This is a genomic window from Nostoc sp., assembly GCF_036919675.1.
Lineage (GTDB): Bacteria > Cyanobacteriota > Cyanobacteriia > Cyanobacteriales > Nostocaceae > Nostoc.
Map to the genome: position 1 here is coordinate 42,473 of NZ_JBALCP010000023.1, position 21,586 is coordinate 64,058.

Annotated in this window: 20 protein-coding genes and 2 pseudogenes; 16 read left to right on the forward strand and 6 right to left on the reverse strand. The window is 42.1% G+C overall.

Annotated features, from left to right (window positions below; genetic code table 11):
* Positions 1–372: 372 nt before the first annotated feature.
* Entirely contained in the window at positions 373–561 is a 189-nt protein-coding gene (locus V7K49_RS03010; protein WP_335204456.1) for a hypothetical protein, read from the reverse strand.
* 162 nt (positions 562–723) lie between these two features.
* Here V7K49_RS03010 and V7K49_RS03015 point away from each other — a divergent pair, with 162 nt between their 5' ends.
* The 4 genes and pseudogenes from V7K49_RS03015 (at position 724) to V7K49_RS03030 (ending at position 8,304) form a co-directional block, all read left to right on the forward strand.
* The gene (locus V7K49_RS03015) at positions 724–3,015 is read left to right on the forward strand and encodes an NACHT domain-containing NTPase (protein ID WP_335204457.1); all 2,292 of its coding nucleotides are present in this window, start codon (positions 724–726) and stop codon (positions 3,013–3,015) included.
* 499 nt (positions 3,016–3,514) lie between these two features.
* Positions 3,515–4,228: a conjugal transfer protein TrbI gene (locus V7K49_RS03020; RefSeq protein WP_335204458.1), complete on the forward strand. Its 714-nt coding sequence runs from the start codon at positions 3,515–3,517 to the stop codon at positions 4,226–4,228.
* A 1,657-nt stretch (positions 4,229–5,885) separates the two neighbouring features.
* Positions 5,886–6,530 (forward strand): annotated as a pseudogene (locus tag V7K49_RS03025) (S-layer homology domain-containing protein); the annotation flags it as partial.
* Positions 6,531–7,059: 529 nt separating this feature from the next.
* Complete coding sequence (locus V7K49_RS03030) at positions 7,060–8,304, forward strand: S-layer homology domain-containing protein (RefSeq protein ID WP_335204459.1); 1,245 nt, start codon at positions 7,060–7,062, stop codon at positions 8,302–8,304.
* A 186-nt stretch (positions 8,305–8,490) separates the two neighbouring features.
* On the opposite strand, the gene V7K49_RS03035 is transcribed toward V7K49_RS03030, so the two are convergent.
* The gene (locus V7K49_RS03035) at positions 8,491–9,846 is read right to left on the reverse strand and encodes a GAF domain-containing sensor histidine kinase (RefSeq protein WP_335204460.1); all 1,356 of its coding nucleotides are present in this window, start codon (positions 9,844–9,846) and stop codon (positions 8,491–8,493) included.
* A gap of 286 nt (positions 9,847–10,132) precedes the next feature.
* On the opposite strand from V7K49_RS03035, the gene V7K49_RS03040 reads away from it, so the two are divergent.
* The gene (locus V7K49_RS03040; protein ID WP_273769574.1) at positions 10,133–10,450 is read left to right on the forward strand and encodes a DUF3155 domain-containing protein; all 318 of its coding nucleotides are present in this window, start codon (positions 10,133–10,135) and stop codon (positions 10,448–10,450) included.
* Positions 10,451–10,900: 450 nt separating this feature from the next.
* Here the strand turns inward: V7K49_RS03040 and V7K49_RS03045 are convergent, their stop codons facing one another.
* Positions 10,901–11,431: a cofactor assembly of complex C subunit B gene (locus V7K49_RS03045; RefSeq protein WP_334796637.1), complete on the reverse strand. Its 531-nt coding sequence runs from the start codon at positions 11,429–11,431 to the stop codon at positions 10,901–10,903.
* Between the two features lie 259 nt (positions 11,432–11,690).
* On the reverse strand, positions 11,691–12,038 hold the full coding sequence (locus tag V7K49_RS03050) for a PadR family transcriptional regulator (RefSeq protein ID WP_334796634.1): 348 nt from the start codon (positions 12,036–12,038) through the stop codon (positions 11,691–11,693).
* 686 nt (positions 12,039–12,724) lie between these two features.
* Here V7K49_RS03050 and V7K49_RS03055 point away from each other — a divergent pair.
* The 6 genes from V7K49_RS03055 to rpsN all read left to right on the forward strand — a co-directional run bounded on the left by V7K49_RS03055 (position 12,725) and on the right by rpsN (position 17,998).
* The gene (locus tag V7K49_RS03055; RefSeq protein WP_273762028.1) at positions 12,725–13,303 is read left to right on the forward strand and encodes a DUF3611 family protein; all 579 of its coding nucleotides are present in this window, start codon (positions 12,725–12,727) and stop codon (positions 13,301–13,303) included.
* Positions 13,304–13,546: 243 nt separating this feature from the next.
* Positions 13,547–13,885, forward strand: coding sequence for a hypothetical protein (locus tag V7K49_RS03060; RefSeq protein ID WP_334725840.1), 339 nt, complete (start codon positions 13,547–13,549; stop codon positions 13,883–13,885).
* Positions 13,886–14,078: 193 nt separating this feature from the next.
* The gene (gene serS / locus V7K49_RS03065) at positions 14,079–15,377 is read left to right on the forward strand and encodes a serine--tRNA ligase (protein WP_334864969.1); all 1,299 of its coding nucleotides are present in this window, start codon (positions 14,079–14,081) and stop codon (positions 15,375–15,377) included.
* Between the two features lie 476 nt (positions 15,378–15,853).
* Entirely contained in the window at positions 15,854–16,954 is a 1,101-nt protein-coding gene (rseP, locus tag V7K49_RS03070) for an RIP metalloprotease RseP (RefSeq protein ID WP_334864967.1), read from the forward strand.
* Positions 16,930–17,619 carry an endonuclease III gene (nth, locus tag V7K49_RS03075; RefSeq protein WP_335204461.1) on the forward strand — a complete coding sequence of 230 codons (690 nt, stop codon included), beginning with the start codon at positions 16,930–16,932 and terminating at the stop codon, positions 17,617–17,619. Before rseP ends, nth begins: the two co-directional genes overlap by 25 nt.
* A 76-nt stretch (positions 17,620–17,695) precedes the next feature.
* Positions 17,696–17,998: a 30S ribosomal protein S14 gene (gene rpsN, locus V7K49_RS03080; protein ID WP_298913413.1), complete on the forward strand. Its 303-nt coding sequence runs from the start codon at positions 17,696–17,698 to the stop codon at positions 17,996–17,998.
* Between the two features lie 55 nt (positions 17,999–18,053).
* Here rpsN and V7K49_RS03085 read toward each other — a convergent pair whose 3' ends face one another.
* Positions 18,054–18,383: a hypothetical protein gene (locus V7K49_RS03085; protein WP_012410384.1), complete on the reverse strand. Its 330-nt coding sequence runs from the start codon at positions 18,381–18,383 to the stop codon at positions 18,054–18,056.
* Between the two features lie 108 nt (positions 18,384–18,491).
* Between V7K49_RS03085 and aat the strand changes: the two genes are divergently transcribed.
* From aat to V7K49_RS03110, 5 genes and pseudogenes are all read left to right on the forward strand, one after another.
* Positions 18,492–19,067 (forward strand): leucyl/phenylalanyl-tRNA--protein transferase, encoded by a 576-nt coding sequence (gene aat, locus V7K49_RS03090; RefSeq protein WP_335204462.1) that lies wholly within the window; start codon positions 18,492–18,494, stop codon positions 19,065–19,067.
* A 101-nt stretch (positions 19,068–19,168) separates the two neighbouring features.
* Positions 19,169–19,513: a hypothetical protein gene (locus V7K49_RS03095; RefSeq protein WP_335204463.1), complete on the forward strand. Its 345-nt coding sequence runs from the start codon at positions 19,169–19,171 to the stop codon at positions 19,511–19,513.
* A 102-nt stretch (positions 19,514–19,615) separates the two neighbouring features.
* Positions 19,616–19,867, forward strand: a pseudogene (locus tag V7K49_RS03100) (BrnT family toxin); the annotation flags it as partial.
* Entirely contained in the window at positions 19,845–20,108 is a 264-nt protein-coding gene (locus V7K49_RS03105) for a BrnA antitoxin family protein (protein ID WP_335204464.1), read from the forward strand. The pseudogene V7K49_RS03100 and the gene V7K49_RS03105, both read left to right, overlap by 23 nt.
* A gap of 499 nt (positions 20,109–20,607) precedes the next feature.
* Positions 20,608–20,787 (forward strand): hypothetical protein, encoded by a 180-nt coding sequence (locus V7K49_RS03110; protein WP_334864956.1) that lies wholly within the window; start codon positions 20,608–20,610, stop codon positions 20,785–20,787.
* 82 nt (positions 20,788–20,869) lie between these two features.
* Here V7K49_RS03110 and V7K49_RS03115 read toward each other — a convergent pair whose 3' ends face one another.
* Entirely contained in the window at positions 20,870–21,478 is a 609-nt protein-coding gene (locus tag V7K49_RS03115) for an ABC transporter substrate-binding protein (RefSeq protein WP_335204465.1), read from the reverse strand.
* Between the last annotated feature and the right edge of the window lie 108 nt (positions 21,479–21,586).

The following is a 21,586-nucleotide window of genomic DNA, read 5'->3' on the forward strand; positions in this document are numbered from 1 at the left end:
CTGCCCATAGAACTGGCTCCAATATTCCACGCAATTGAGAACTGCTACATACTCCATATTTCATACTTATTGATGGCAAGTGAATAAATTTTAACCCAGCACAAGAATTGCTGCGATCGCATCAAAAATTGATAGCACTAACCCTTTCAAGGTGACTCGTAAAATCTCTTGTTTTTTCTCAGCGCCTCTGCGGTTTAATGCCCAAGTGATTGCTTCCAGAAGCCCGCTAGCTGGGAATTATTTTAGCTGATCGCTTTTTGTGGATAATAAAAAATTAAAACCCGTCAGCGCGGGTTTCGTTTTTATGGTTGTCCGACTTTAAGTCGCCAAGACATAATTTTAGTTTGGCTAGTTGCGTAGGCGTAGCCCGTCCTAGACATCGCTTGACCTTGACCGAGGTATCAACAGTTCAATATATGTACCTATAGCGAATTTTGTTAAATCTAGAAATTGAGGGCGACTCTTCTCGTCGATAACTGCAAGAGCTAGAGAACCAATCACCGTAATCAGCATTACAGTAGCTAATACTTCATCCCTAAAAGGAAATTTCTTGGATAACATTGAAGTACCCCCAAATCGTTTGAATCACTACATCCCTAGCTTTACAGGCGAGTGGTTGTTGTAAGCTTAAATATAGGCTTGTGATATGAATAACTTGTGTATGCGATGAGGATGAATTGCTAAATTGGCAGTTAGAATCAGCAAAAGTGTAGTGGTTAGCTTATGGCCGGGCGATCGCTTTGCAGTTCTCCAGAAGGTATCCAAAAAGCAAAAAGAGCTTTGATCGGCTGTTCCTTAACTCAAAAGGCATTAGCTGAAGATTTAGGAATTACTCGACAGCCGATCGGAAAATTCTTTACAGGTAAACCTGTTGACCGCAATCTCTTTGTCCAGATTTGCGACAGACTAGATTTAGAGTGGGAAGAAATAATTGCTGAACCAGTTAGTGAACCAGAGGTAAATCAAAACAACAGCATTGATCTTGATATTGATGCGATCATGCAAGAGGTGCGCGAAAAGTTAAAATCTAGCATTCAAGAACGCTGCGGCACAATGCGGGTGCTAGATATGACTCAGCCCATTAGGTTGAATGACATTTATACCAGCGTCAATATATTAGAGAAAATCACTGGACAGCAACGGTTAGGAATTAATGAATTATTGCAAGAATGTACAAAAGAGGATTTTGACCGCTTTACACTGGCGAGGATCACTGCAAAACTGCCAGGACTAGAGGCGGTTGAGAAATATTCCAAGTTGATGATATTGGGTAAACCAGGAGCAGGTAAAACTACATTTTTGAAGTATTTGGCAATTCAGTGTATTGGAGGTGAGTTTCAGGCTGAACGTGTACCTATTTTTGTCACCCTCAAAAACTTTGCGGAAGCTGCAAACAAACCTGGATTATTGGAACACATCACTGAAGATACGATGAATCCTATCTCTTCTATCCGAGATGTACTAACCTATGGCAAGGCATTAGTTTTACTCGATGGGTTGGATGAAATTAGAGAAGAGGATAGTAACCGTGTATTAAAAGATATTCGTGAATTTTCCGATTGTTTCCCAAAAAATCAGTTTGTCATGACCTGCCGGATTGCAGCAAAAGAGTATACCTTTGAAAAGTTTACAGAGGTGGAAGTTGCTGATTTTGACGATGACCAAATTTTCAACTTTACTAATAACTGGTTTAAGGATAAAGCTGTAAAATTAGAAACTTTTATCAAACGTCTCAACGAAAATAAACGCATCAAAGAACTTGCCGTTAGTCCACTACTGCTGACGTTACTTTGTTTAGCATTTGAAGAGTCAGGGGATTTTCCTACAAATCGTTCTGAGTTATATAAAGAAGGACTAGATGCGTTATTGAAAAAATGGGATGCCAAGCGGGGAATTCAACGCGATCAAATTTATAAAAAGCTATCAGTTCAACGCAAAGAAGATTTACTCAGCAAAATGGCGTTGACTACCTTTGAGGGAAGTGAATATTTCTTCAAGCAGAAAGTAGCAGAACAATACATTACAGAATACATCCGCAATTTACCCGATGCTAATACTGACGAAGAAGCATTGCAAGTTGACAGTGAGCAAGTTTTGCGTTCAATTGAACATCATCATGGACTAGTTGTAGCAAGGGCAAAAGGGATTTACTCATTTTCTCACCTCACATTTCATGAGTATTTCACAGCAAGAGAATTTGTGATTGTGAGACAATTATCAAAAGAAGCGTTGCAAAATATTGTTAGCCACATCACTGAGAAACGCTGGCGGGAAGTCTTTTTACTTGCGGTTGGAATGTCGCCAAATGCAGATCAGTTATTGCTGTTGATCAAAGAGAAAATTGATTTTATAGTGGCTGATGATCAGAGGTTGCAGGAGTTTCTTCTGTGGGTAAAAGAAAAATCTCTTTCCGTTAAGGTTTCTTACAAACCAGCTGCACTTAGAGCCTACTACCTCTCCCTCTCCCGCTCGCTCTCCCGCTCGCTCTCCCGCTCCCTCTCTCGCTCCCTCTCTCGCTCCCTCTCCCTCTCCCGCTCCCTCTTCCGCTCCCTCTCTCGCTCCCTCTCCCTCTCCCGCTCCCTCTTCCGCTCCCTCTCCCGCTCCCTCTTCCAATCCCTCGACCTCTCCCTCGACCTCGACCGATCCCTCGACCTTTACCTCTCCCTCGACCTCGACCGATCCCTCGACCTTTACCTCTCCCGATCCCTTGACCTCCCCCGATCCCTCGACCCAAAACTCAAGAATTTGCTGCAAAAACTTCGAGATCAACTACCAAGCAGACAAGACTCGGAAGAATCTCAGAAATGGTGGTTAGCTAATGGGAAGACTTGGTGTGAAGAATTAAGACTAGTAATGATTAAACATCGCAATATTGGTCATGATTGGCAGTTCAGTAACGAGCAAAAGGAATTGCTTCAGCAGTATTATGATGCCAATAAATTATTGGTAGATTGCCTCAATAGCGATTGTTATGTTAGCCGTAAAGTGCGACAGCAAATAGAAGATACTTTGTGATTACCGATCGCAGAGATTAAACAGCGTCAGCAGCAATCTTAAATACACATATAGCAGATAGTTGATCTCTCAGTCCCACAAGTAAATCATTCGTTAAGAAAACGAAAATATTTCCCAAGTCCTAGCAAATCAATCTAGAATAAAAGTAAGAGTTCGCAGTTAGGCACATTCGCCTCTATTCAATGGCTTAGATATGTGGACATAAGTAATAAAACAGCATTTTGGAACAAGATGATACTCATTTACGTCATATAAATATCTCGCCTCTGATTTTAGTGACGCACATTAGCAGGATACAAATTCTGAGGAGCGATGTCTACGATGGTCACTGAGCTTGTCGAAGTGTGGGCTATTTGGCGTCGCGATCGCACAGACTCCTCATCATAATAAGTACTTTTATCTTCGGAATACGCCTATAGACAGGTTTAAAAACAGTCAGAAACAAACTCAGTGAATCACCGTCATTACATACATCACATACACAAAGGACAACCCTCTTATGACTCGCCTATATCAATGGAAATCTGGAACTGCTGCACTTATGGCAATAGCAGTTACTACAACCGTCATTAGCCCCCTATTGGGCTTTGCTCCTGCTAATGCACAATACAGACTTGGGCAATATAGAACTGGGCAATACGGAAACGTTACCATTCCTTCTGGGGTTGCTTTTCCTGTCACCTACGAAAAAGAGACAATTACTATTGCTCCTGGGGAAAGTAAATCTCTAACCTTGAGAATAGCCAATGACATTCTCGACAGTAATAGAAATGTCTTAATTCGTGCTGGTACTAAAGTAAATGGACGGCTAGAACCTGTTGACTTAGATAATTATTCAAGAGATACAGATCAAAACCAAGGAAAAGGCGTGCGGTTTGTAGCTCAAGAATTAGAATTTTCCAATGGTCAGCGTCAGTCGATTAATGCAAGTTCTCGGACATATACTACAACTCAAAGAGTTTCACGGGGACCAAGCACAAATCAGGTTTTAACTGATGCAGCTATTGGTGGAGGTGCTGGTGTTTTAGGTTCACTAATTACTGGCAACAACAGAATTGACGATTTAAAACCTGTTCTCGGCGCAGCTGCGGGTGCGGGTGCGAGTGTCCTATTGCGGAAAAAACAAGTAAATGCTTTTGTCCTCAGACCCACAGAGGATTTGAGACTCACACTGAATTCTAACTTGAGTTTAGTACCACAATCCCGCAACTAGATTTAACTCAATTCAAGTCGTGACTTTAATCATCCCTGATAGGCGATCGCCACTTTAACTATAGTGGGCGATCGCCTTCATTTTTAACTATAAAAAATTTTATTTAACAGCAACCATTCTGCCTCTATATCGTCTTACTCAGCATCGATATTTATTGGAATATTTATTTAATTGCGCTATGGGAGGAGCTAGGAAAGTCGGCTCTATTGTATTTTCTATTCAAAAGAGTATTCCAAATTAGGAAATATCCTGATATTTTTGTTAAATAGTAGCAATAAAGGAGCCTTTTCCTGTGGTAATTCCAGGTTTCAGTTTAAGCACATATCTTGCAATTCCCCTAGTATTAAGTCTTTTGGCTCAAGGAGAAAGGATAAAAGTATCTTTAGTTGAAAACGCCCGTCAAGTATCCACTAACAAGGAAATCATCCTACCCAACCACGAACTAATCAGCACTCAGGCGACTCCGAAAACATATTATGTTAGTGGTGAGGGAAACGACACAAATAGTGGACTCTCTACTTCATCCGCCTTTAGGACAATTCAAAAGGCAGCAGACCTAACTAACCCTGGCGATACAGTATTGATTATGAACGGAGTATACACAAATTTAGCTAAAGCTCCGAGTGTAATAAGTATTAAACGTTCTGGAACTGCAAATGCATGGATTAGGTATAAAGCATATCCTGGGCATTACCCAAAAATTAAACACAATACATGGAACGGTATCCTGATTTCAAGTGGAGCTTCATATATCGAGATCAACGGGCTGGAAGTTATAGGAAACAATGCCAATATAACCCTTGATTATGCATTAAGTCAGAAGACTAACGGATCAAATCCACTTACAAGCGGAAACTGCATAAACATTGACGGACGAGCCAATGGTCATGTTCATCATATCCGTATTCTAAACAACAAAGTGCATGACTGTGGAGGAGCAGGTATCGGAGCATTGCAGTCTGATTATGTGAAGGTGGATAATAACACTGTGTTCAATAATGCCTGGTATGGTGTTTATGGTTGCAGTGGTATTTCGATGGGGAGCAATTGGAATTCTGACACCAACCGGGCATACAAGATGTTCGTGACCAATAACAAGGTATATAACAATCGCATGTACATCCCTTGGATTGCGGTGGGAAAGATCACAGATGGTAATGGCATTATTATCGATACTTCCAGAAATGATCAGAACCCAAATTTGGATGCATATGTAGGACGGACTTTAATTCAAAACAATTTGACATTTAATAATGGTGGTTCAGGTATTCATACATTTTTAAGTGATCATGTTGATATCGTCAATAACACAGCTGTTTTAAATAATCAGAGTCCAGAAATTAAAAGTGGACAAATATTTGCCCGTGGGTCATCAGATGTCAAAATTTCAAGGAACATTCTCTATGCTTTTCCTGGCAAGGATATTAACAATGACGATCATCAAAATAAAAACGTTATTTATGATTATAATATCTACATCAATAGTTCTAAAGTAAATGTTAAGGGATCTCACGATATTGTTGCAGACTCCGAGTTTTTAAGTAAGCATTCCACTCTAGAAAAAATATCTGGCGATTGGAAATCGCGGTTAGATAAACAAAATCCGCCAACGCGGACTTATGTAGAGCCTAAGTCGGCAGGTTTTGTTTGTGGGCAAGTGACTTATCGTTTACAAGGTAAACTCATCAAAGTGGGATGCTCCCCGCTATCTTTGGCTCAAACTACTTTTTCTGATGTTTCATCTAACTATTGGGCGGCACAATTTATTCAACAATTGTCACAGCGAGGTGTAATTGCCGGATTTCCTGATGGTAGCTTCCGCCCTGAAGAACCGGTGACACGCGCTCAATTTGCCGCGATGGTCAACCAAGCATTCCAAAAAACACAGCAACGGCAGGCAATCAATTTTACTGATGTGCCAAGCAACTATTGGGCATCCAGTGCAATTGGGCAAGCTTACGCCATTGGTTTCTTATCTGGTTATCCTGGAAATCGTTTTGAACCGAACCAAGCTATTCCCCGCCAGCAGGTTTTAGTTTCTTTGGCTAACGGTCTGGAATATAGTCCCAGCGGCAATACCGAAAGCACTCTGCAATACTTCAATGATGCCTCTAACATCGCTAGCTATGCCCGTAGCCCGATCGCAGCAGCAACACAAAAGCAAATTGTGGTGAACTATCCGAATGTGAAGTTCCTGAATCCAACTGCAACCGCCACTCGCGCCCAGGTAGCAGCTTTTATTTACCAAGCATTGGTTAGTTCTAATCAAGCCTCAGCAATTAACTCGCCCTATGTCGTGTCAAACCTCAGCAATTGACTGCCCTATATCGTGGCTGTCGGGTCTATTATCCCAACACCTGTATGAGTCATATTTCCCCAAGGGACTGCTATTGTCCTTAGAACTGCACAGGATTTAAGGCTCACACTAAATTAAAGTTAGAATTTAGTACCACAATCCCGCTACTAGATTTAACTCAATTCAAGTCGTGACTTTAATCACCCCTGATAGGCGATCGCCACTTTAACTATAGTGGGCGATCGCCTTCATTTTTAACTATAAAAAATTTTATTTAACAGCAACCATTCTACCTCTATATCGTCTTACTCAGCATCGATATTTATTGGAATACTTATTTAATTGCGCTCAGAGGTAATAGGGTGATTACACTATTGCTATTACCTAGTTCGTTTGACAGAAATTTTGGGATTATGACTGTATTACTTAGGTAATAGTCTTTACAAAAAACAGAAAAAATTGGGAACCTAATACTTCAGTAAATTGTCTAATTATTTAACAGTAAAAAAACTAATTTTCCCGGATTTAAAAATTAATGTTTACTTTAAATCGTTGGCAATCTAGAACAGCTGCACTCATGGCTTTAAGCGTCACAGTGGGTACTGTAGCGCCTTTCATTACAGCTTCGCCATCTTTAGCTCAAACTACTTTTTCTGATGTTTCATCTAACTATTGGGCGGCACAATTTATTCAACAATTGTCACAGCGAGGTGTAATTGCCGGATTTCCTGATGGTAGCTTCCGCCCTGAAGAACCGGTGACACGCGCTCAATTTGCCGCGATGGTCAACCAAGCATTCCAAAAAACACAGCAACGGCAGGCAATCAATTTTACTGATGTGCCAAGCAACTATTGGGCATCCAGTGCAATTGGGCAAGCTTACGCCATTGGTTTCTTATCTGGTTATCCTGGAAATCGTTTTGAACCGAACCAAGCTATTCCCCGCCAGCAGGTTTTAGTTTCTTTGGCTAACGGTCTGGAATATAGTCCCAGCGGCAATACCGAAAGCACTCTGCAATACTTCAATGATGCCTCTAACATCGCTAGCTATGCCCGTAGCCCGATCGCAGCAGCAACACAAAAGCAAATTGTGGTGAACTATCCGAATGTGAAGTTCCTGAATCCAACTGCAACCGCCACTCGCGCCCAGGTAGCAGCTTTTATTTACCAAGCATTGGTTAGTTCTAATCAAGCCTCAGCAATTAACTCGCCCTATGTCGTGGCTGTCGGATCTACTACCCCAACACCTGTATCAGTCACAATTGCCCAAGGGACTGCTATTCCTGTGAAGTATGACAAGGCTGAAAAAATTCTGGTTACAAAGGATGAAACAGCGCCTTTGACATTGACTGTATCCCAAAACGTGGTTACGCAAGACGGATCTTCTGTAGTGATTCCTGCTGGTAGTCAGGTTATTGGTCAACTCAAACCTGCTACAGGCGGTTCTCAATTCGTTGCCCAGAAACTGGTTTTGACCAATGGTCAGGAGTATCAACTCAACGCTACTTCTGAAGTTATTACCAAAACTGAAACCGTCAAGAAGGGTATTAGTACTGGTTCGATTATCAAGAATACTGTATTGGGCGCGGGTGCAGCAACTGCGATATCAGTTGTCACTGGCGATCGCGCCATTGCCACAGAAGAAGTCTTGGGTGGCGCTGGTATCGGTGCGTTGGTTGGTCTGTTCTTCGGTAAGAAGAGTGTTGACTTAATCGCCATTGACCCAAATACTGATTTACAAATGACGATTAATCAAAACTTGTTGGTTTCACTTAGATAGTCAGGAGTGAGGAGTTATGAGCGATGAGTGGTGAATTGAAACGACTTTTTAATTAAAAACTCCTAACTCTGTCAATTTTAGATTTTGAATTTTGGAAAATGGAATTGAAGAAAAAATATAAAATCTAAAATCGTTCGACTGAGCGTAGCCGAAGTCTAAAATCCAAAATTGAATGACTCCTAACTTTTAGTTTTCAACTTCCGGTAACCAAATAATAAACGTAGTCCCCGGCGCATCGGGTGAAGTTAGCTTAGAGTTGATTGCAGGGCTGAAAACCTCGATTTCGCCCTGCATTTGCTCTATTAATTGTTTAGCGATCGCTAACCCCAAACCTGTTCCGGGGATTTCTGTTTGCGCTTGTACACCCCGATAATGGCGTTCTCCAAGATGCTCTAAATCTTCGGGTGGAATGCCAGGCCCGTTGTCACTGATCACAATTCCCTGAAAATTAGCTTTTTTTTGCCCCGCCTGAATCAAAATTTTGCCCCCAGTAGGGGTATATTTTAAAGCATTATCGATGATGTTAGTTAAGACCTCTCGTAATGCTTTGATGTTGGCACGGACTAGGGGTGAATTCTGTTGAATTTCAGTTATTAGTTTTAGCTTTCGCTCTTGGGCGATTGCTTTAGCTGATATTAATAATGGTTCCAATATATCTGCTAACGAGCAGTCAACTGCTTTATCTCCCGTTCCCGGCAATAATAGCGGCGGTTTAGCGGATTTTTGGACAGTTGCTTCCACAAATACTTTACTTTCCGCCAGATGTAGTGGTGCTAAATCTGCCTCTGTCAAGTCAATTACTTGCTCAAATTGTTGCAGCAATTCTTGGAGGCGATCGCTTTCCCGCACAATACTATTTGCCACATCTCGGTTGGCGTCTACTGGCCGGAACCGTTTCAATAGCAGTTTGCCAAAAGTCCGCAACGCCGTTAAAGGGTTGCGAAACTGATGCAACAGGTTATCCAGTAAATCCCGCTGTTTTTCTTGGAGAATTTGTTGCTCACGCAACTGCTGCTCAAACCATGCCCGCCGCTGATCTAAAATACAAGCGATCGCCAGTGTTTGAGCTATCCGTTGAATCTGACTTTCCTCATGTTCATTCCATGCCCGGTCTTGCCTACCCGTCACCAGTAACCCCATCATCACACCCTCATAAACCAGAGGTAAAACAATTTGATTACCACTAAGTAGGTATTCTTCTTTTAGATGGGGTTGAGATGCGTCTGGTCTTTCAGACTCCTGTGACGAGGTTGGAGATTCTGCTCCTGCTGTCAATAACTTTCTCTGAGCATTGGGTAATGTAAGCACATTTCCAACTTGAAGTTGCTTGTGTACTGTCGCTTCAGCAGTCTCCTCCCCTGGCGGTAATAATGCTGTTTCTGGGTAAATTACCACAGGAATCAGTTTGGCCTCACCTGAGGGAGTCTCTACCAACTCTTGTGTTAGGTACACAATACTTAAAGTTGCTCCCAGCCCTTGGGTTAGCAGCGCTATTTGCTCTCGACACAGAGCCAGAAAATCGGAACTGGCAGACATTAACATTTTTTAGCTTTTGCTCAAGATTACAGATTTTGAGGCATGATATTAAGAGAGGATACTTAGTTTTTACCTCACTCATTTTATAAAGCTTAACTAAAATCTTCTTAGTGATGGTTACTACCAAGGGATTATATCCTTAGGTGGTTTTGTTTTCTCTCTCTTCAAAGATATTAATTTTCTTGCATTAAAAGGTTAAAAGCTATTGATATTTTGAACTAGAACTTATATAATGGCGACGGATTTTGTAGCTATCACTACAATCTATAGCTTGAAAGAGGAGGACAATAGATTGGCAAGGAGACGCAAAAGGAAAAGTCGTCGTCGTCAGGAAGGACGGCGGATTTTGGAACATGTGCCTCAATATAGCATCGAAAGTGGCGAAGAAAAACCTGTGACAGCAGCGAGAAGATTCATTCAAGCTGAAGGTATTTTGCCACCGGCGTTGCTACTCGTAAAGCGAAACGAACACACCACAGATCGTTATTTCTGGGCAGAAAAGGGACTCTTTGGTGCTCAATACGTAGAGGAAAACCATTTCTTGTTTCCTAGCTTGAGGGTGTTAGAACCTTCGCCAGGTCAAGAACCTCTGGCTTTAGCTACTCGGTGAACCAGAAATGGTCATCTTACGCATTGAATGTGGCTCCTGACTATCATTAACTGGCAAAATTGCTAAGTTTATGCAAAATTTAATTTTTTTTTAGTTTGGAGCTGATTTGCTTTTTAAGCCTAGTCCAAGTAGTTGGAAAGTCAACTTGTCTCAAACCACGCTAAATTGCATGGGTTGATGCTAGTGTCATGATGCAGAAGGGAGTGGGTATAGAGCCAAGCGCGTCCAAAAGCGCTAGTGAAGTTGCGCTCTTATGCCGTAAATTGTTAAGGAAGCTCTGTCAACAAATTTAAGTTGATGAATTTAAATTTTTCCCCACGACTTGTGTCGTGGGGAAAACTGACAAAGCAGAAGTCTTGATTTCCTCCTGACTACTTTCCATTGCCTAAAAAGTGGGTTAGGTGAAAAATCTGCATATCATAGTTAAGAAATGGTCACCCAAACCAACAATTATTCACCAGCCTTGAGCTGTAGAGTTCTCTGTAACTCACTGAGTTCATCTCGATGGGCAACTACAGTGATCTTACTTGAGGAGGTTTGTTCGCTCTGAGTTGTTTCTACTTTGAGCGACACCTTCTCAAGTCTTCCAGATTTTTTCCAATAAAATAGACCAGTTAAAGGCGACAGGAGTACCATAGCCAGAACAAGGGTACTGAGGTTAGGAAAAAGCAGAGAAACGACTAGTGATAGACAAACAACACCAGTCGCTGCCAGCAGAGTTAAAAATATAGCTAAGAACCAACTGGGGCGAACAAAACCTTCAAAAGTCACTTTGTTTTGTACTCGGTCTACCGTTGCCACTCGGTAAGACCGTGAGCGAAAATACTCTTTTAATTGAGACATTAAAGCCGCTTCGTCTTGTTCCGATACCAGTTGCGCTGTTTCTATGCGGTCTTTAGTCGAGGCACGAATAAAGAAAAACAGCCCAACCGATAACAACAAGGTAAGCAGGAACGTAGATGGCAGAATAGCAGTATCCATAACTAATTGTTAGTGTTTGACTACGAATTTTAGATAAAAGATTTTAGATAAAAGATTTTTTGGTTCATGCCCCGCCCCGCACTTCGTGCCGCTCTTGCTAGCTTGCTTCTCCGTAGGAGTACGTGGGCGGAACAAATCCAAAATTCTCAATTTAAAATCCTCAAGCCCCATACCCTTGTGGTCGGGGTCAATCCAAAATCGGAAATCCAAAATCCAAAATTGATTGACTGGAGGAGACTTATTCATTATCAATTATTCGTTACTTTGTCCTTCTGTTGATGTAGTCTTGCCAAAGAAAAGCTAAATCCTGTGCTTGAACTTGCCATCCTGGAAAAACTTGGTACATCCGCCTGGGGCGTCCTCGTCCTTCGAGTTTCTTCCAATATCCAGTGATTGCCTTTTGGTCTTCCAGAAATTTGATTGCACTATAAAGTACGGTATCCGAAAGCCTATAGGTGGAATATTCAGTTTCTAATCGCTCAATCAACTCAGTTCCGTAGGATTCACTTTGTAACAAAACAGACAGTATGTAACAAACTGCTACTTCCTGACAAAGGTAAGTTGGCGGAGGATTCTCAAAAAATTGATATATATCCTCAAGTTTCATGGTTAATGAATGGCTAAAAAAATGCCTTAGGGTAAGGTCTATATTCCTTGTAGTCAGTATACAGTGCTACTGCTAAGTGAGTAATATATATAAAGCTACTTAGACTAGATTTCCAAAGCGTAAACACCAAATGATTACCCACGTCTGTGAAGTTGTGGGACGAGTTTGCGAGTTTTAGGGGCACAAAATACTGTACCCCTACCCAAGCTCGATCCGGTGTGGTGAGGAGCAAACAGACAGTGGCGAAGTCACTATCTTAGTATTAAGTGATGCCGAACTGGTTAGAACTGCTTAAGCAATAAAATGCCATCGAAGAAATCTTACAGGTAAAATGCAATTTTGTCTGTAAAACTTAAGAAACACTTTGTTTTCCAATGATTTTACCAATGTAGATTCTAAAAGCTTAAGCAGAAGGCATATGGGTTAAAGCTGCTACGCCTATGGACACACCTAAGCATTAACTATTTCTGATTTCCTCGACAAGAGAATCTCTTGTCTTATTTGGCAAGTGTGATAGTAAATTTATCAAAGAAGACACAAAGACTAGCAAAGGGAGAGACGCAAAGTGCGATACCTCTCAACAAGGCTTTCCGTGTCCCCCGGAAGTTCTGATTTGAGGCTTTTAGCTCAGACTTCTCTGCGTATTTTTGTGTCTTTTGAAAGCGCCCAGCACATTGGTGAACAGTATGTCACAGACTCCCGATGCTCCATCATCTTCCTCAACTCTCCGGGCGATTGCCCAAACCTTTCGCCTTACAGGTTGGATTAGCTTCTGGATTCAGCTAGTACTAGGCGTTGTTTCTAGCATAATTGTGCTGCTGTTCGCCATCTTTAATCAAAGAACTGGCAGTCCTGCTAATAATCCTGGGACTGGCTTTGGCGTATTTTTAGCAATTTGTGGACTGGTTATTTTGGCTGGAGGCATTTATTTAGCTTACCGTTACACTAGAATTGGCAAGCAGTTGGAATCCTCCAATTCCAGCAACCGCCCTCGCAAAAGCGAGACTGTGCAAGTATTACGCTTAGGGCTGTGGGTGAATTTAGGGGGAACGCTGGTAACTCTTTTGGGGGCGCAAGCGATCGTTGGGACACTGGTAGCAAGATCCATATCTCCCCAAGCTATAACTACGCAACTTTTTGACCCCACCCGGATTATTAGCGGTCTAGATATGCTTGTGGTGCAGGCAAACACTAACACTGTCTCAGCACATTTTGCAGGGCTTATTGCGTCACTTTGGCTACTGAATCGGATTAACCGACCCTAATATGAATCCTAAGTGCTGAGTTTTCAGGAGTCAAAAGAAATTAATCATACTTTTCCGAAACGGACAAAACTGGGTGTGAAGACAACTACATAATCCTTATAATCCTTCATTAAATTTGATTAGTTGGTTTGTCATCAAAATCCTGTTGTAGAGACGCGAAATTTCACGTCTCTACAAGCCTCTAGTAGGTGATGCCAAAACTAGCACAGGGATGATAAGTACCTTTTTTGGAAGTCTAACACCATGAAAAACCAATTTGACACTATGAAAAATCAACCAGCACAGAAATTTAATCAAGACGTATGGAGATTTGGCGTACAGGTTTTCTTTAGTAGCGTCGTGTTGGGGCTGTGCATTTTCAAGCTTGGCTCGCCAGGGGACGAAAAAAATATTGCGCTTTACTGGGGTGGTTTATCAGGTGTGCTTGCATACTGGTTACCTTCACCTGGACAAAACAGAGACGATAAGGAACCAGCGAATATCACTCAACGGACGTTTGCAGCCGCTGATAACAATAATGGTAATGGTCAGAGTCTTGCTCAGGTTACTGAAACGACAGTAACTCAAGATCCGAATTCATGATTAGTCAAATGCATTATGTAGTTTCTTAGCCCTGGCAGTGATGCTAGGGTAAAATCTTAATCAGAGATTGAGACTAATTTTTCCAATAAACTTTGTTTTTCCAGTTACAGCAAAGCAAATTTACTATATGCTAAATGCTTATGTATTAACTGTATTGACAGGAAGAATTTAGGCTAAAAACTGAGAAAAATCTGTGTTGGATATCAAGCAAATACGGGAAAATCCACAATTAGTTCAAGAAAGATTGAACAGTCGTAGTGGTAAATACGACATTGAACCGATTTTACAATTAGATCGGCAACAACGGCAACTAGAGGGGACACGTAGTCAACTCCAAGCTCGTAGCAACGAAATCGGTAAAATTGTCGGGCAGAAGATTAAATCTGGGATCAATCCTCAAGACCCAGAAATTCAAGCTTTGCGGGATGAAGGTAACTCTGTCAAAGCTACGTTGAGCGAACTGGAACCCCAGGAAAAAAACTTCAAAGCTGAAATTGCCCAACTTATGTTGGCACTACCCAACTTACCAAGCGACTCTACGCCCCTGGGAAAGAATGAGGAAGATAACGTAGAAGTACGCCGTTGGGGTGATAAGTACATTTCCCAAAATCTGAATATTCTCCCTCACTGGGAAATAGGCGAAAAGCTAGGTATTCTCAATGTTGAGCGGGCTGTAAAAGTTGCCCAAAGTCGCTTTGTGACATTGATAGGCGCTGGTGCAGCATTGGAGAGGGCATTAATTCAATTTATGCTTGCTCTCCATACTCAAGCTGGGTATGTGGAAGTCAGTCCGCCGCTGTTAGTGAATACCGAGTCTTTGACGGCGACCGGTCAGTTACCCAAATTTGCTGAAGAAAGCTTTAAATGTGCTGATGACGATTTGTGGCTGATTCCCACGGCAGAGGTTCCAGTTACAAATCTCTACCGGGGTGAAATTCTCGCTGCGGAAAACTTGCCTATTTACCACTGTGCTTTTACTCCCTGTTTTCGCCGCGAAGCTGGTAGTTATGGGCGCGATATGCGGGGATTAATTCGCCTGCATCAATTTAATAAGGTAGAAATGGTGAAATTTGTCGAACCCAGTACGTCCTTTGATGAACTGGAGAAATTGGTGGGGAATGCAGAAGCAATTTTACAGGCGTTGCAGTTGCCTTACCGAGTCGTAAATTTAAGTACTGGGGATTTGGGATTTGCCTCGACCAAAACTTATGATTTAGAGGTTTGGTTGCCCTCTTCTGGCAAATACCGCGAAATTTCTAGCTGTTCCAATACTATAGATTTCCAGGCACGACGGGCTGATATTCGCTTCAAGGAGGCGGGGAAGAAAGGTACCCAGTTTGTACATACCCTTAATGGTTCGGGTTTGGCGGTAGGACGGACGATGGCAGCAATTTTGGAGAATTATCAACAACCTGATGGGACGGTGAGGATACCAGAAGCGCTACAACCTTACTTTCAGCAGGGAGAAAAGTTGGGTTTTCCATCGCTGTAAAATTTACAAAGAGTTCAAAAGTCAACAGTTGTACCGCAAATTTCGCAACCAGTCTTACCAGAACGTATTTCAAAGCCAACAATATAATTCCAGTAACTTTATATTGTTGATTTGCTGTTTTGGCTTCCAATCGCCTCTTATGTTGTGTGGGTAATACTATCGTTGTTGTTTTAACAGAAAAACCAATCTGACCAAAACTTCCGATTTGGAGTATATAGACAAAAATGGTGCGTTATGCTGTCGCTAAGGCATCCTATTAACTTTAGGACTTACGCATCAAGTACGAAATTTAGGGGCAATTCATGAATTGCCCCTACGGAAAATCAAGGCTTTCACTGCCTTTTTGCGTAAGTCCTAAACTTTAGATGTTAGAACCAGGGATGAAATATGCCCAATGCCCAATGCCCAATGCCCAATACCCAATGCCCAATTAGAATGGAGATAACTATAGCTTAATATCTTCACTAATTTACTCTATGTCAGTTTTAGCAGCGATCGCAGTCTTGGCTGTTCTGATCTTGGTACACGAGTTGGGACATTTTGTTGCAGCCCGTTCTCAAGGCATTCTGGTTAACCGTTTTTCTTTGGGTTTTGGCCCAGTTCTTTTAAAGTACCAAGGTTCACAAACCGAATATGCTATCCGCGCCTTTCCCTTAGGCGGCTTTGTGGGCTTTCCCGATGATGACCCCGATAGCGATGTTCCACCCAATGACCCGAATCTGCTGCGTAACCGTCCAGTTTTAGACCGGGCGATAGTTATCAGTGCCGGAGTGATCGCAAATTTAATATTTGCCTATTTGGTGCTGGCTCTGCAATTGGGTATTGTCGGTATTCCCAAGGAATTAAACTATCAAGCTGGTGTCCTTGTACAGCCTGTTAATCAAGAATCTGTTGCCTATCAAGCAGGAATTCGGGAAGGAGATATTATTCTGGCTGTTAACGGTCAAGAACTCCCGGCTTCTGACAAGTCAACTCCTTTGCTGACTAAAGAAATTCAAACTCATCCCAATCAGCAAATCGAACTGAAAATTCTGCGTGAAAATCAACAACAAACGCTGAAATTAACACCAAAACTAGGAGCCGATGGCAAAGGTGTAGTTGGTGTGGCACTCAGTCCAAATGCTACAGCAGTTTATCGCCGTCCTAATAGTCCTTTTGAAATTTTCGGTATTGCTGCTAATCGGTTTCAACAATTATTTGTTGGGACACTCAGTGGTTTTGGGCAGTTAATTACCAACTTTCAACAAACTGCTGGACAAGTTTCTGGGCCAGTTAATATTGTCAAAATAGGTGCAAAATTAGCTGAGGACAATACCGTAAACTTGTTGTCTTTTGCTGCAATTATCAGCATTAACTTGGCTATTATCAATATTTTGCCTTTACCAGCCTTGGATGGCGGACAACTCGCTTTTCTGCTGATTGAAGGTTTGCGCGGTAAGCCTGTTCCTGCCCGGATTCAAGAAGGTGTAATGCAAACAGGTTTGGTATTACTCTTAGGACTAGGAATTTTCTTGATAGTCAAAGAAACCACCCAATTAACTAGCCAATTGGAATGGGTACAAAAATTGTTCCAGTGAGCATTACCTGCAAATCGTTATCTAAAAAGCAACGATCGCTAGAAATTTTAGCTCGTCTGAAGCGTCTTTATCCAGATGCTACTTGTTCTTTGAATTACTCAACGCCAGTACAACTGTTGGTGGCAACTATTCTTTCCGCTCAGTGTACTGATGAGCGGGTGAATAAAGTGACACCAGCTTTATTTAGTAAGTTTCCTGATGCTGCTAGTTTAGCGATCGCTGACTTAGTAGAATTAGAAAGCTTGGTGCGTTCAACTGGGTTTTATCGCAATAAAGCCAAGAACATTCAAGCCGCTTGTCGGATGATTGTCACTGAGTTTAACTCTGTTGTCCCCAACCAAATGGAACAGTTGTTAAAGCTTCCAGGTGTGGCGCGGAAGACAGCAAATGTAGTTCTGGCTCATGCTTATGGCATTAATGCTGGGGTGACGGTAGATACTCACGTGAAGCGCCTGTGCGAACGTTTGGGTTTAACTGAAGCAAAAGACCCGGTTCGGATTGAGCAAGATTTAATCGGTTTATTGCCGCAGCCTGATTGGGAAAATTGGTCAATTCGGCTGATTTATCACGGTCGTGCGATTTGCAAAGCCCGCTCTCCCATCTGCGTCGCTTGTGAGCTTGCCGATTTGTGCCCTGCTGCGAATAAGCCAGTGGTTGTAGGGTAAGTGACACGAGTAACCCCAGAATTGATGGAGAGACTGTAGAATGAAGAATGGTGTCTTTAAATAAATTAAAAATTGTATGGCAAAAAAGAGCTTGATTGAGCGCGAGAAAAAGCGCACCAGGTTGATAGAAAAGTATGCTGACAAGCGGGAAGCTCTTCTGGATGAGTTCAGAAGTGCAGAATCTCCCCTGGATAAGCTGGAAATCCACCGGAAGATTCAACAGCTACCCCGGAATAGTGCGCCCACCCGCCACCGCAACCGTTGCTGGTTGACTGGTCGTTCTAGAGGTGTTTACCGCGATTTCGGACTGTCTCGGAATGTGCTGCGGGAATGGGCGCATGAAGGTCTTTTGCCTGGAGTTGTTAAGTCTAGTTGGTAGTCAACAGTCATTAGTCATTGGTAAATAACAAAGGACTAATGACAAATGACAACAATTATTGACCACAACATTTATCAATTCCCAGACTTTCTAAGAGTAGATCGCTGACGGCGTTGGCGATCGCAAACTCTCCATAGAAGCTATTGGAAAAATCATACGACTGCATCTCTGTGACAATGGCAATTACCAAAGAACCAAGGTCGTTTTCTCCTTCCATCCGTTGACGCACAAAAATTTGTGCGGCTCGTTGGGCAATATTTTGGTTGACTGCTTCGGGGATAAATTCTGTATCTAGCCACCGCTGTAAACGCTCTCGTAACCATTCACCTTCGAGCAGCGGATTTTCAGGCGGTGGTAGGGTGATGGGTGGAATTGGTTGAGTCATTTTTTTTATTTTAAATGCAGAGGGACGCGGAGGGAAACGCAGAGGAACGCTGAGGTTGACTGTTAGCATCAAAGTGCGTTTCTAAGAGTGTTTTTTTATATTTAATTTATGCAATATGATATCGCCGCTATTGTTGAGGGTTATGCACAAGGCTATTTTCTCATGGCTGATGAGCGCGATCGCCTGAGTTGGTACGGAAGTCGCGATCGGACTTTTATTCCTTTGGATGAGCGGTTTCGCTACCCCAAGTCTTTGCAGCGTGTCATCAATCAAGAGCGTTTTAGTGTGGCGATTAATCGGGACTTCCAAGCTGTGGTGGCTGGATGTGCTAACCGTGAAACAACTTGGATTTCACCGGAATTGCAAAAGATTTACTGGCTACTTTACCAAAATGGTTATGCTTATAGTTTTGAAACTTGGCAGGGTGACGAATTAGCAGGGGGAATTTTAGGGATTATTATTGGCGGTGCTTTCATTGGAGAGTCGATGTTTTACCGCATTCCCGAAGGTTCAAAGGTAGCAATGGTCAAGTTGGTGGAAAGATTGCGTCAGAGGAAATTTGTGTTTTTTGATGGCCAAATGATGAATCCTCATTTGGAGAGGTTTGGTGCTTATCGGGTTGGAGATGAAGAATATCAAGCTTTACTTAAGCAAGCGCTGCAATGTCGCTGTAACTTAGTATAAAGAAAAATCTAGCGTAATTGCTAATAATGGGCGCGGTTCGCCCAGTTGTTTTTGGGAATCCTAACAACAGAGTTATCTATAGCTTTACGGAGTTAGTCATTATGGATGAGCTAGTGAACAAGTTAGCTGGTCTCGGAGTTGCTGGTTTAGTTTTAGTTGGGCTTGTTGCAACTTCATCTTACGTGGGGGCTGTAGCCATTACAACCTCATTAGCTTTTTTGGGCGGGCCTTTCGGAATGATTGGTGGTGCAGTTGCTCTGACCTTAATTGCAGCAATCTCAAGTGTAATTGCGAAGTTCGGAGTTGAAGCTCTTGCGAGGGCTGTAGTTACACAGTTTAGGGAGAATGGAAGATCAGAGGCTTCTATTATTCAAGAAATCAACAATTTTCCAATGATTACTAATGGTTTACGTTCTCAACTGCGTGAATATGTTCGCCAACCATAGACTTCATCTTGAATTTGGAATTCTGAAATAAGCAATAATGGGCTTAACTGTTTCTCTATTGTTCATTAAGCCTTCATGCAGTTTGAGTGAGACGAAACAAAGAATCTTGAAAATATTTGTAAACATCGAATTGATTTTGCAGATGTCCCCGGAATGTTTAACAATTCCATGCTGATTGAGCTTGATGAGCGTTTTGATGATGGCGAAGATCCCTGGATTGGAATCGGCTTTTTAGGCAACGGTGTAGCGGTTGTAGTTTGGACAGAACGACAGAACAACATAGTCCGCATTATCTCAGCACGAAGGGCAAACCGATACAAGTGTCAACGACTTGAACAATACCTCACGTACTGATTGGGCTGCATTAGAGGCGATGAAGGATGAGGATATTGATTACTCAGACATCCCACCGTTGAGTGATGAGTTTTTTGAAAATGCTACGCTGAGGATTCCGGCAACACAAGCCTGTGACCTGATTGAGTTAGATTCAGAAGTGATAACGTGGTTTCGTGAACAAGGTGCAGAGTACAAAACACTGATTAACTCAGTTTTGCGTCGTTACATTGAAAATAGTCGCGATCGTGGTGCGGGCTAGTAGGCAAGCCAATGAGTGAGCAGCAAACTGATAATTCAGTGCTTCGCGATCGCACTTAACAGTTGAACAGTTATGAGTAATTGGTATAAATTTTTGTGCAATGTCTGACGACAAGCCGAAGAAGCGTCTACGCTTTGTATCGGTTCAATAGGCGATCACTTTCGTGTTTAATAAAAGCAAGTTTACTAAGTTCCTATATTAAATTCGGGCAGTCGTTGATTGAATTTGGCCAGTCGTTGATTGAATTCGGGCAACCACCAAGAATTTACATAGGTTTATTTAATATATTTGTAATAAATAGGTTAAAATATATTGAATAAGGCGGATGTCAAGTAACCTCAATTCTGTGTATCCTGGTGCTGTACAGTTCAGGTTAGAAGTCAGTTTTTATTCTGGCGCATAATTAATAATAGGAAAGTGATTTATGTCACGTCCCAAACGCGGGTCTAAAGTACGTTTTAATGATGATTTATAGACTTACGGGTGAGATGTCACGAGGGTGGATGAGTGGATTGGTGAAGAGGCGATCGCTTGCTATGATCACGCTGATTCTTCATCCACCTTTTGCAATCGCTCTCAACCAAAAACTCATGTAGGCGTTGCCTATGCGATCGCAATCTCTCTTGACTGGCAGAGTCAGCGTCTGTGCCCACCTTACCACTATAGCAATCCTATTTAATTTCGTTTAAATCACCAGCCTCAGATCCCCGACTTCTTGAAGAAGTCGGGGATCTTGTTGTTCACGAATGATTGTGGGACACTTATGGCATAGTAGTTGTTGGTTTAATAGATTTAATCAAATACCGGAATAAATCGTCTATTAACAGGTTTGCCGAGATCGGGCCCATACCACGCCAATAAAAACCAACCTCATGTACTGAGGAGTGCTGCACGACTTTTAACTTAGACCATAGTGGAGATGCTTTCAACTTTTGAAGTTCTGAATTGGGATTTTGATGACTCCTTATATCTTCGGTGACTAAAAATAGGATATCTCCATCAATTTCACCCAAGAGTTCCTCAGATATGGGAAGAAAAGCATAACGTCCTCCCAAGCGCATTTTGTTGCTTGTCTCAAAACTGAGTAACTGATTTGGCGGACGTTGAATACCAGCATCTTTAAATATCTCTCCCTCAAAAGAAGCCGCCTCAGGTAGGAAAACTCCATCAGTACGCAATTCAGCCACCGATATAACTGTAGGTAACAGACGCTGATTTATAGAAGCTTTCAACTGTGCTAAACGTGCATAATAATTAGTCATTAACTGCTGCGCTAACTGAGTTTTCCCCAAGGCATCAGCAGTAGAAGCTAAGAACCCCTTCCACGGTGCAACTGGATCAAAAGTAGCCAAAAAAAACTGTAGGTGCAATGTGGGATAACAGGCAATACGGTTCGGTTAAGCTCTAAGCGGTACTAAGAATAGAAAAAGTGAGTGTTTCTAATTTAGCTCCTTGCCCTCTATGTATCGGTTTCTTGG

Excerpts from the sequence above, each read along its gene's own strand:
- V7K49_RS03010 (WP_335204456.1), bottom strand. The coding sequence starts at position 561 with ATGTTATCCAAGAAATTTCCTTTTAGGGATGAAGTATTAGCTACTGTA.
- V7K49_RS03015 (WP_335204457.1), top strand. The coding sequence starts at position 724 with ATGGCCGGGCGATCGCTTTGCAGTTCTCCAGAAGGTATCCAAAAAGCA.
- V7K49_RS03020 (WP_335204458.1), top strand. The coding sequence starts at position 3,515 with ATGACTCGCCTATATCAATGGAAATCTGGAACTGCTGCACTTATGGCA.
- V7K49_RS03030 (WP_335204459.1), top strand. The coding sequence starts at position 7,060 with ATGTTTACTTTAAATCGTTGGCAATCTAGAACAGCTGCACTCATGGCT.
- V7K49_RS03035 (WP_335204460.1), bottom strand. The coding sequence starts at position 9,846 with ATGTTAATGTCTGCCAGTTCCGATTTTCTGGCTCTGTGTCGAGAGCAA.
- V7K49_RS03045 (WP_334796637.1), bottom strand. The coding sequence starts at position 11,431 with ATGGATACTGCTATTCTGCCATCTACGTTCCTGCTTACCTTGTTGTTA.
- V7K49_RS03050 (WP_334796634.1), bottom strand. The coding sequence starts at position 12,038 with ATGAAACTTGAGGATATATATCAATTTTTTGAGAATCCTCCGCCAACT.
- V7K49_RS03055 (WP_273762028.1), top strand. The coding sequence starts at position 12,725 with ATGTCACAGACTCCCGATGCTCCATCATCTTCCTCAACTCTCCGGGCG.
- V7K49_RS03060 (WP_334725840.1), top strand. The coding sequence starts at position 13,547 with ATGAAAAACCAATTTGACACTATGAAAAATCAACCAGCACAGAAATTT.
- rseP (WP_334864967.1), top strand. The coding sequence starts at position 15,854 with ATGTCAGTTTTAGCAGCGATCGCAGTCTTGGCTGTTCTGATCTTGGTA.
- nth (WP_335204461.1), top strand. The coding sequence starts at position 16,930 with ATGGGTACAAAAATTGTTCCAGTGAGCATTACCTGCAAATCGTTATCT.
- rpsN (WP_298913413.1), top strand. The coding sequence starts at position 17,696 with ATGGCAAAAAAGAGCTTGATTGAGCGCGAGAAAAAGCGCACCAGGTTG.
- V7K49_RS03085 (WP_012410384.1), bottom strand. The coding sequence starts at position 18,383 with ATGACTCAACCAATTCCACCCATCACCCTACCACCGCCTGAAAATCCG.
- aat (WP_335204462.1), top strand. The coding sequence starts at position 18,492 with ATGCAATATGATATCGCCGCTATTGTTGAGGGTTATGCACAAGGCTAT.
- V7K49_RS03095 (WP_335204463.1), top strand. The coding sequence starts at position 19,169 with ATGGATGAGCTAGTGAACAAGTTAGCTGGTCTCGGAGTTGCTGGTTTA.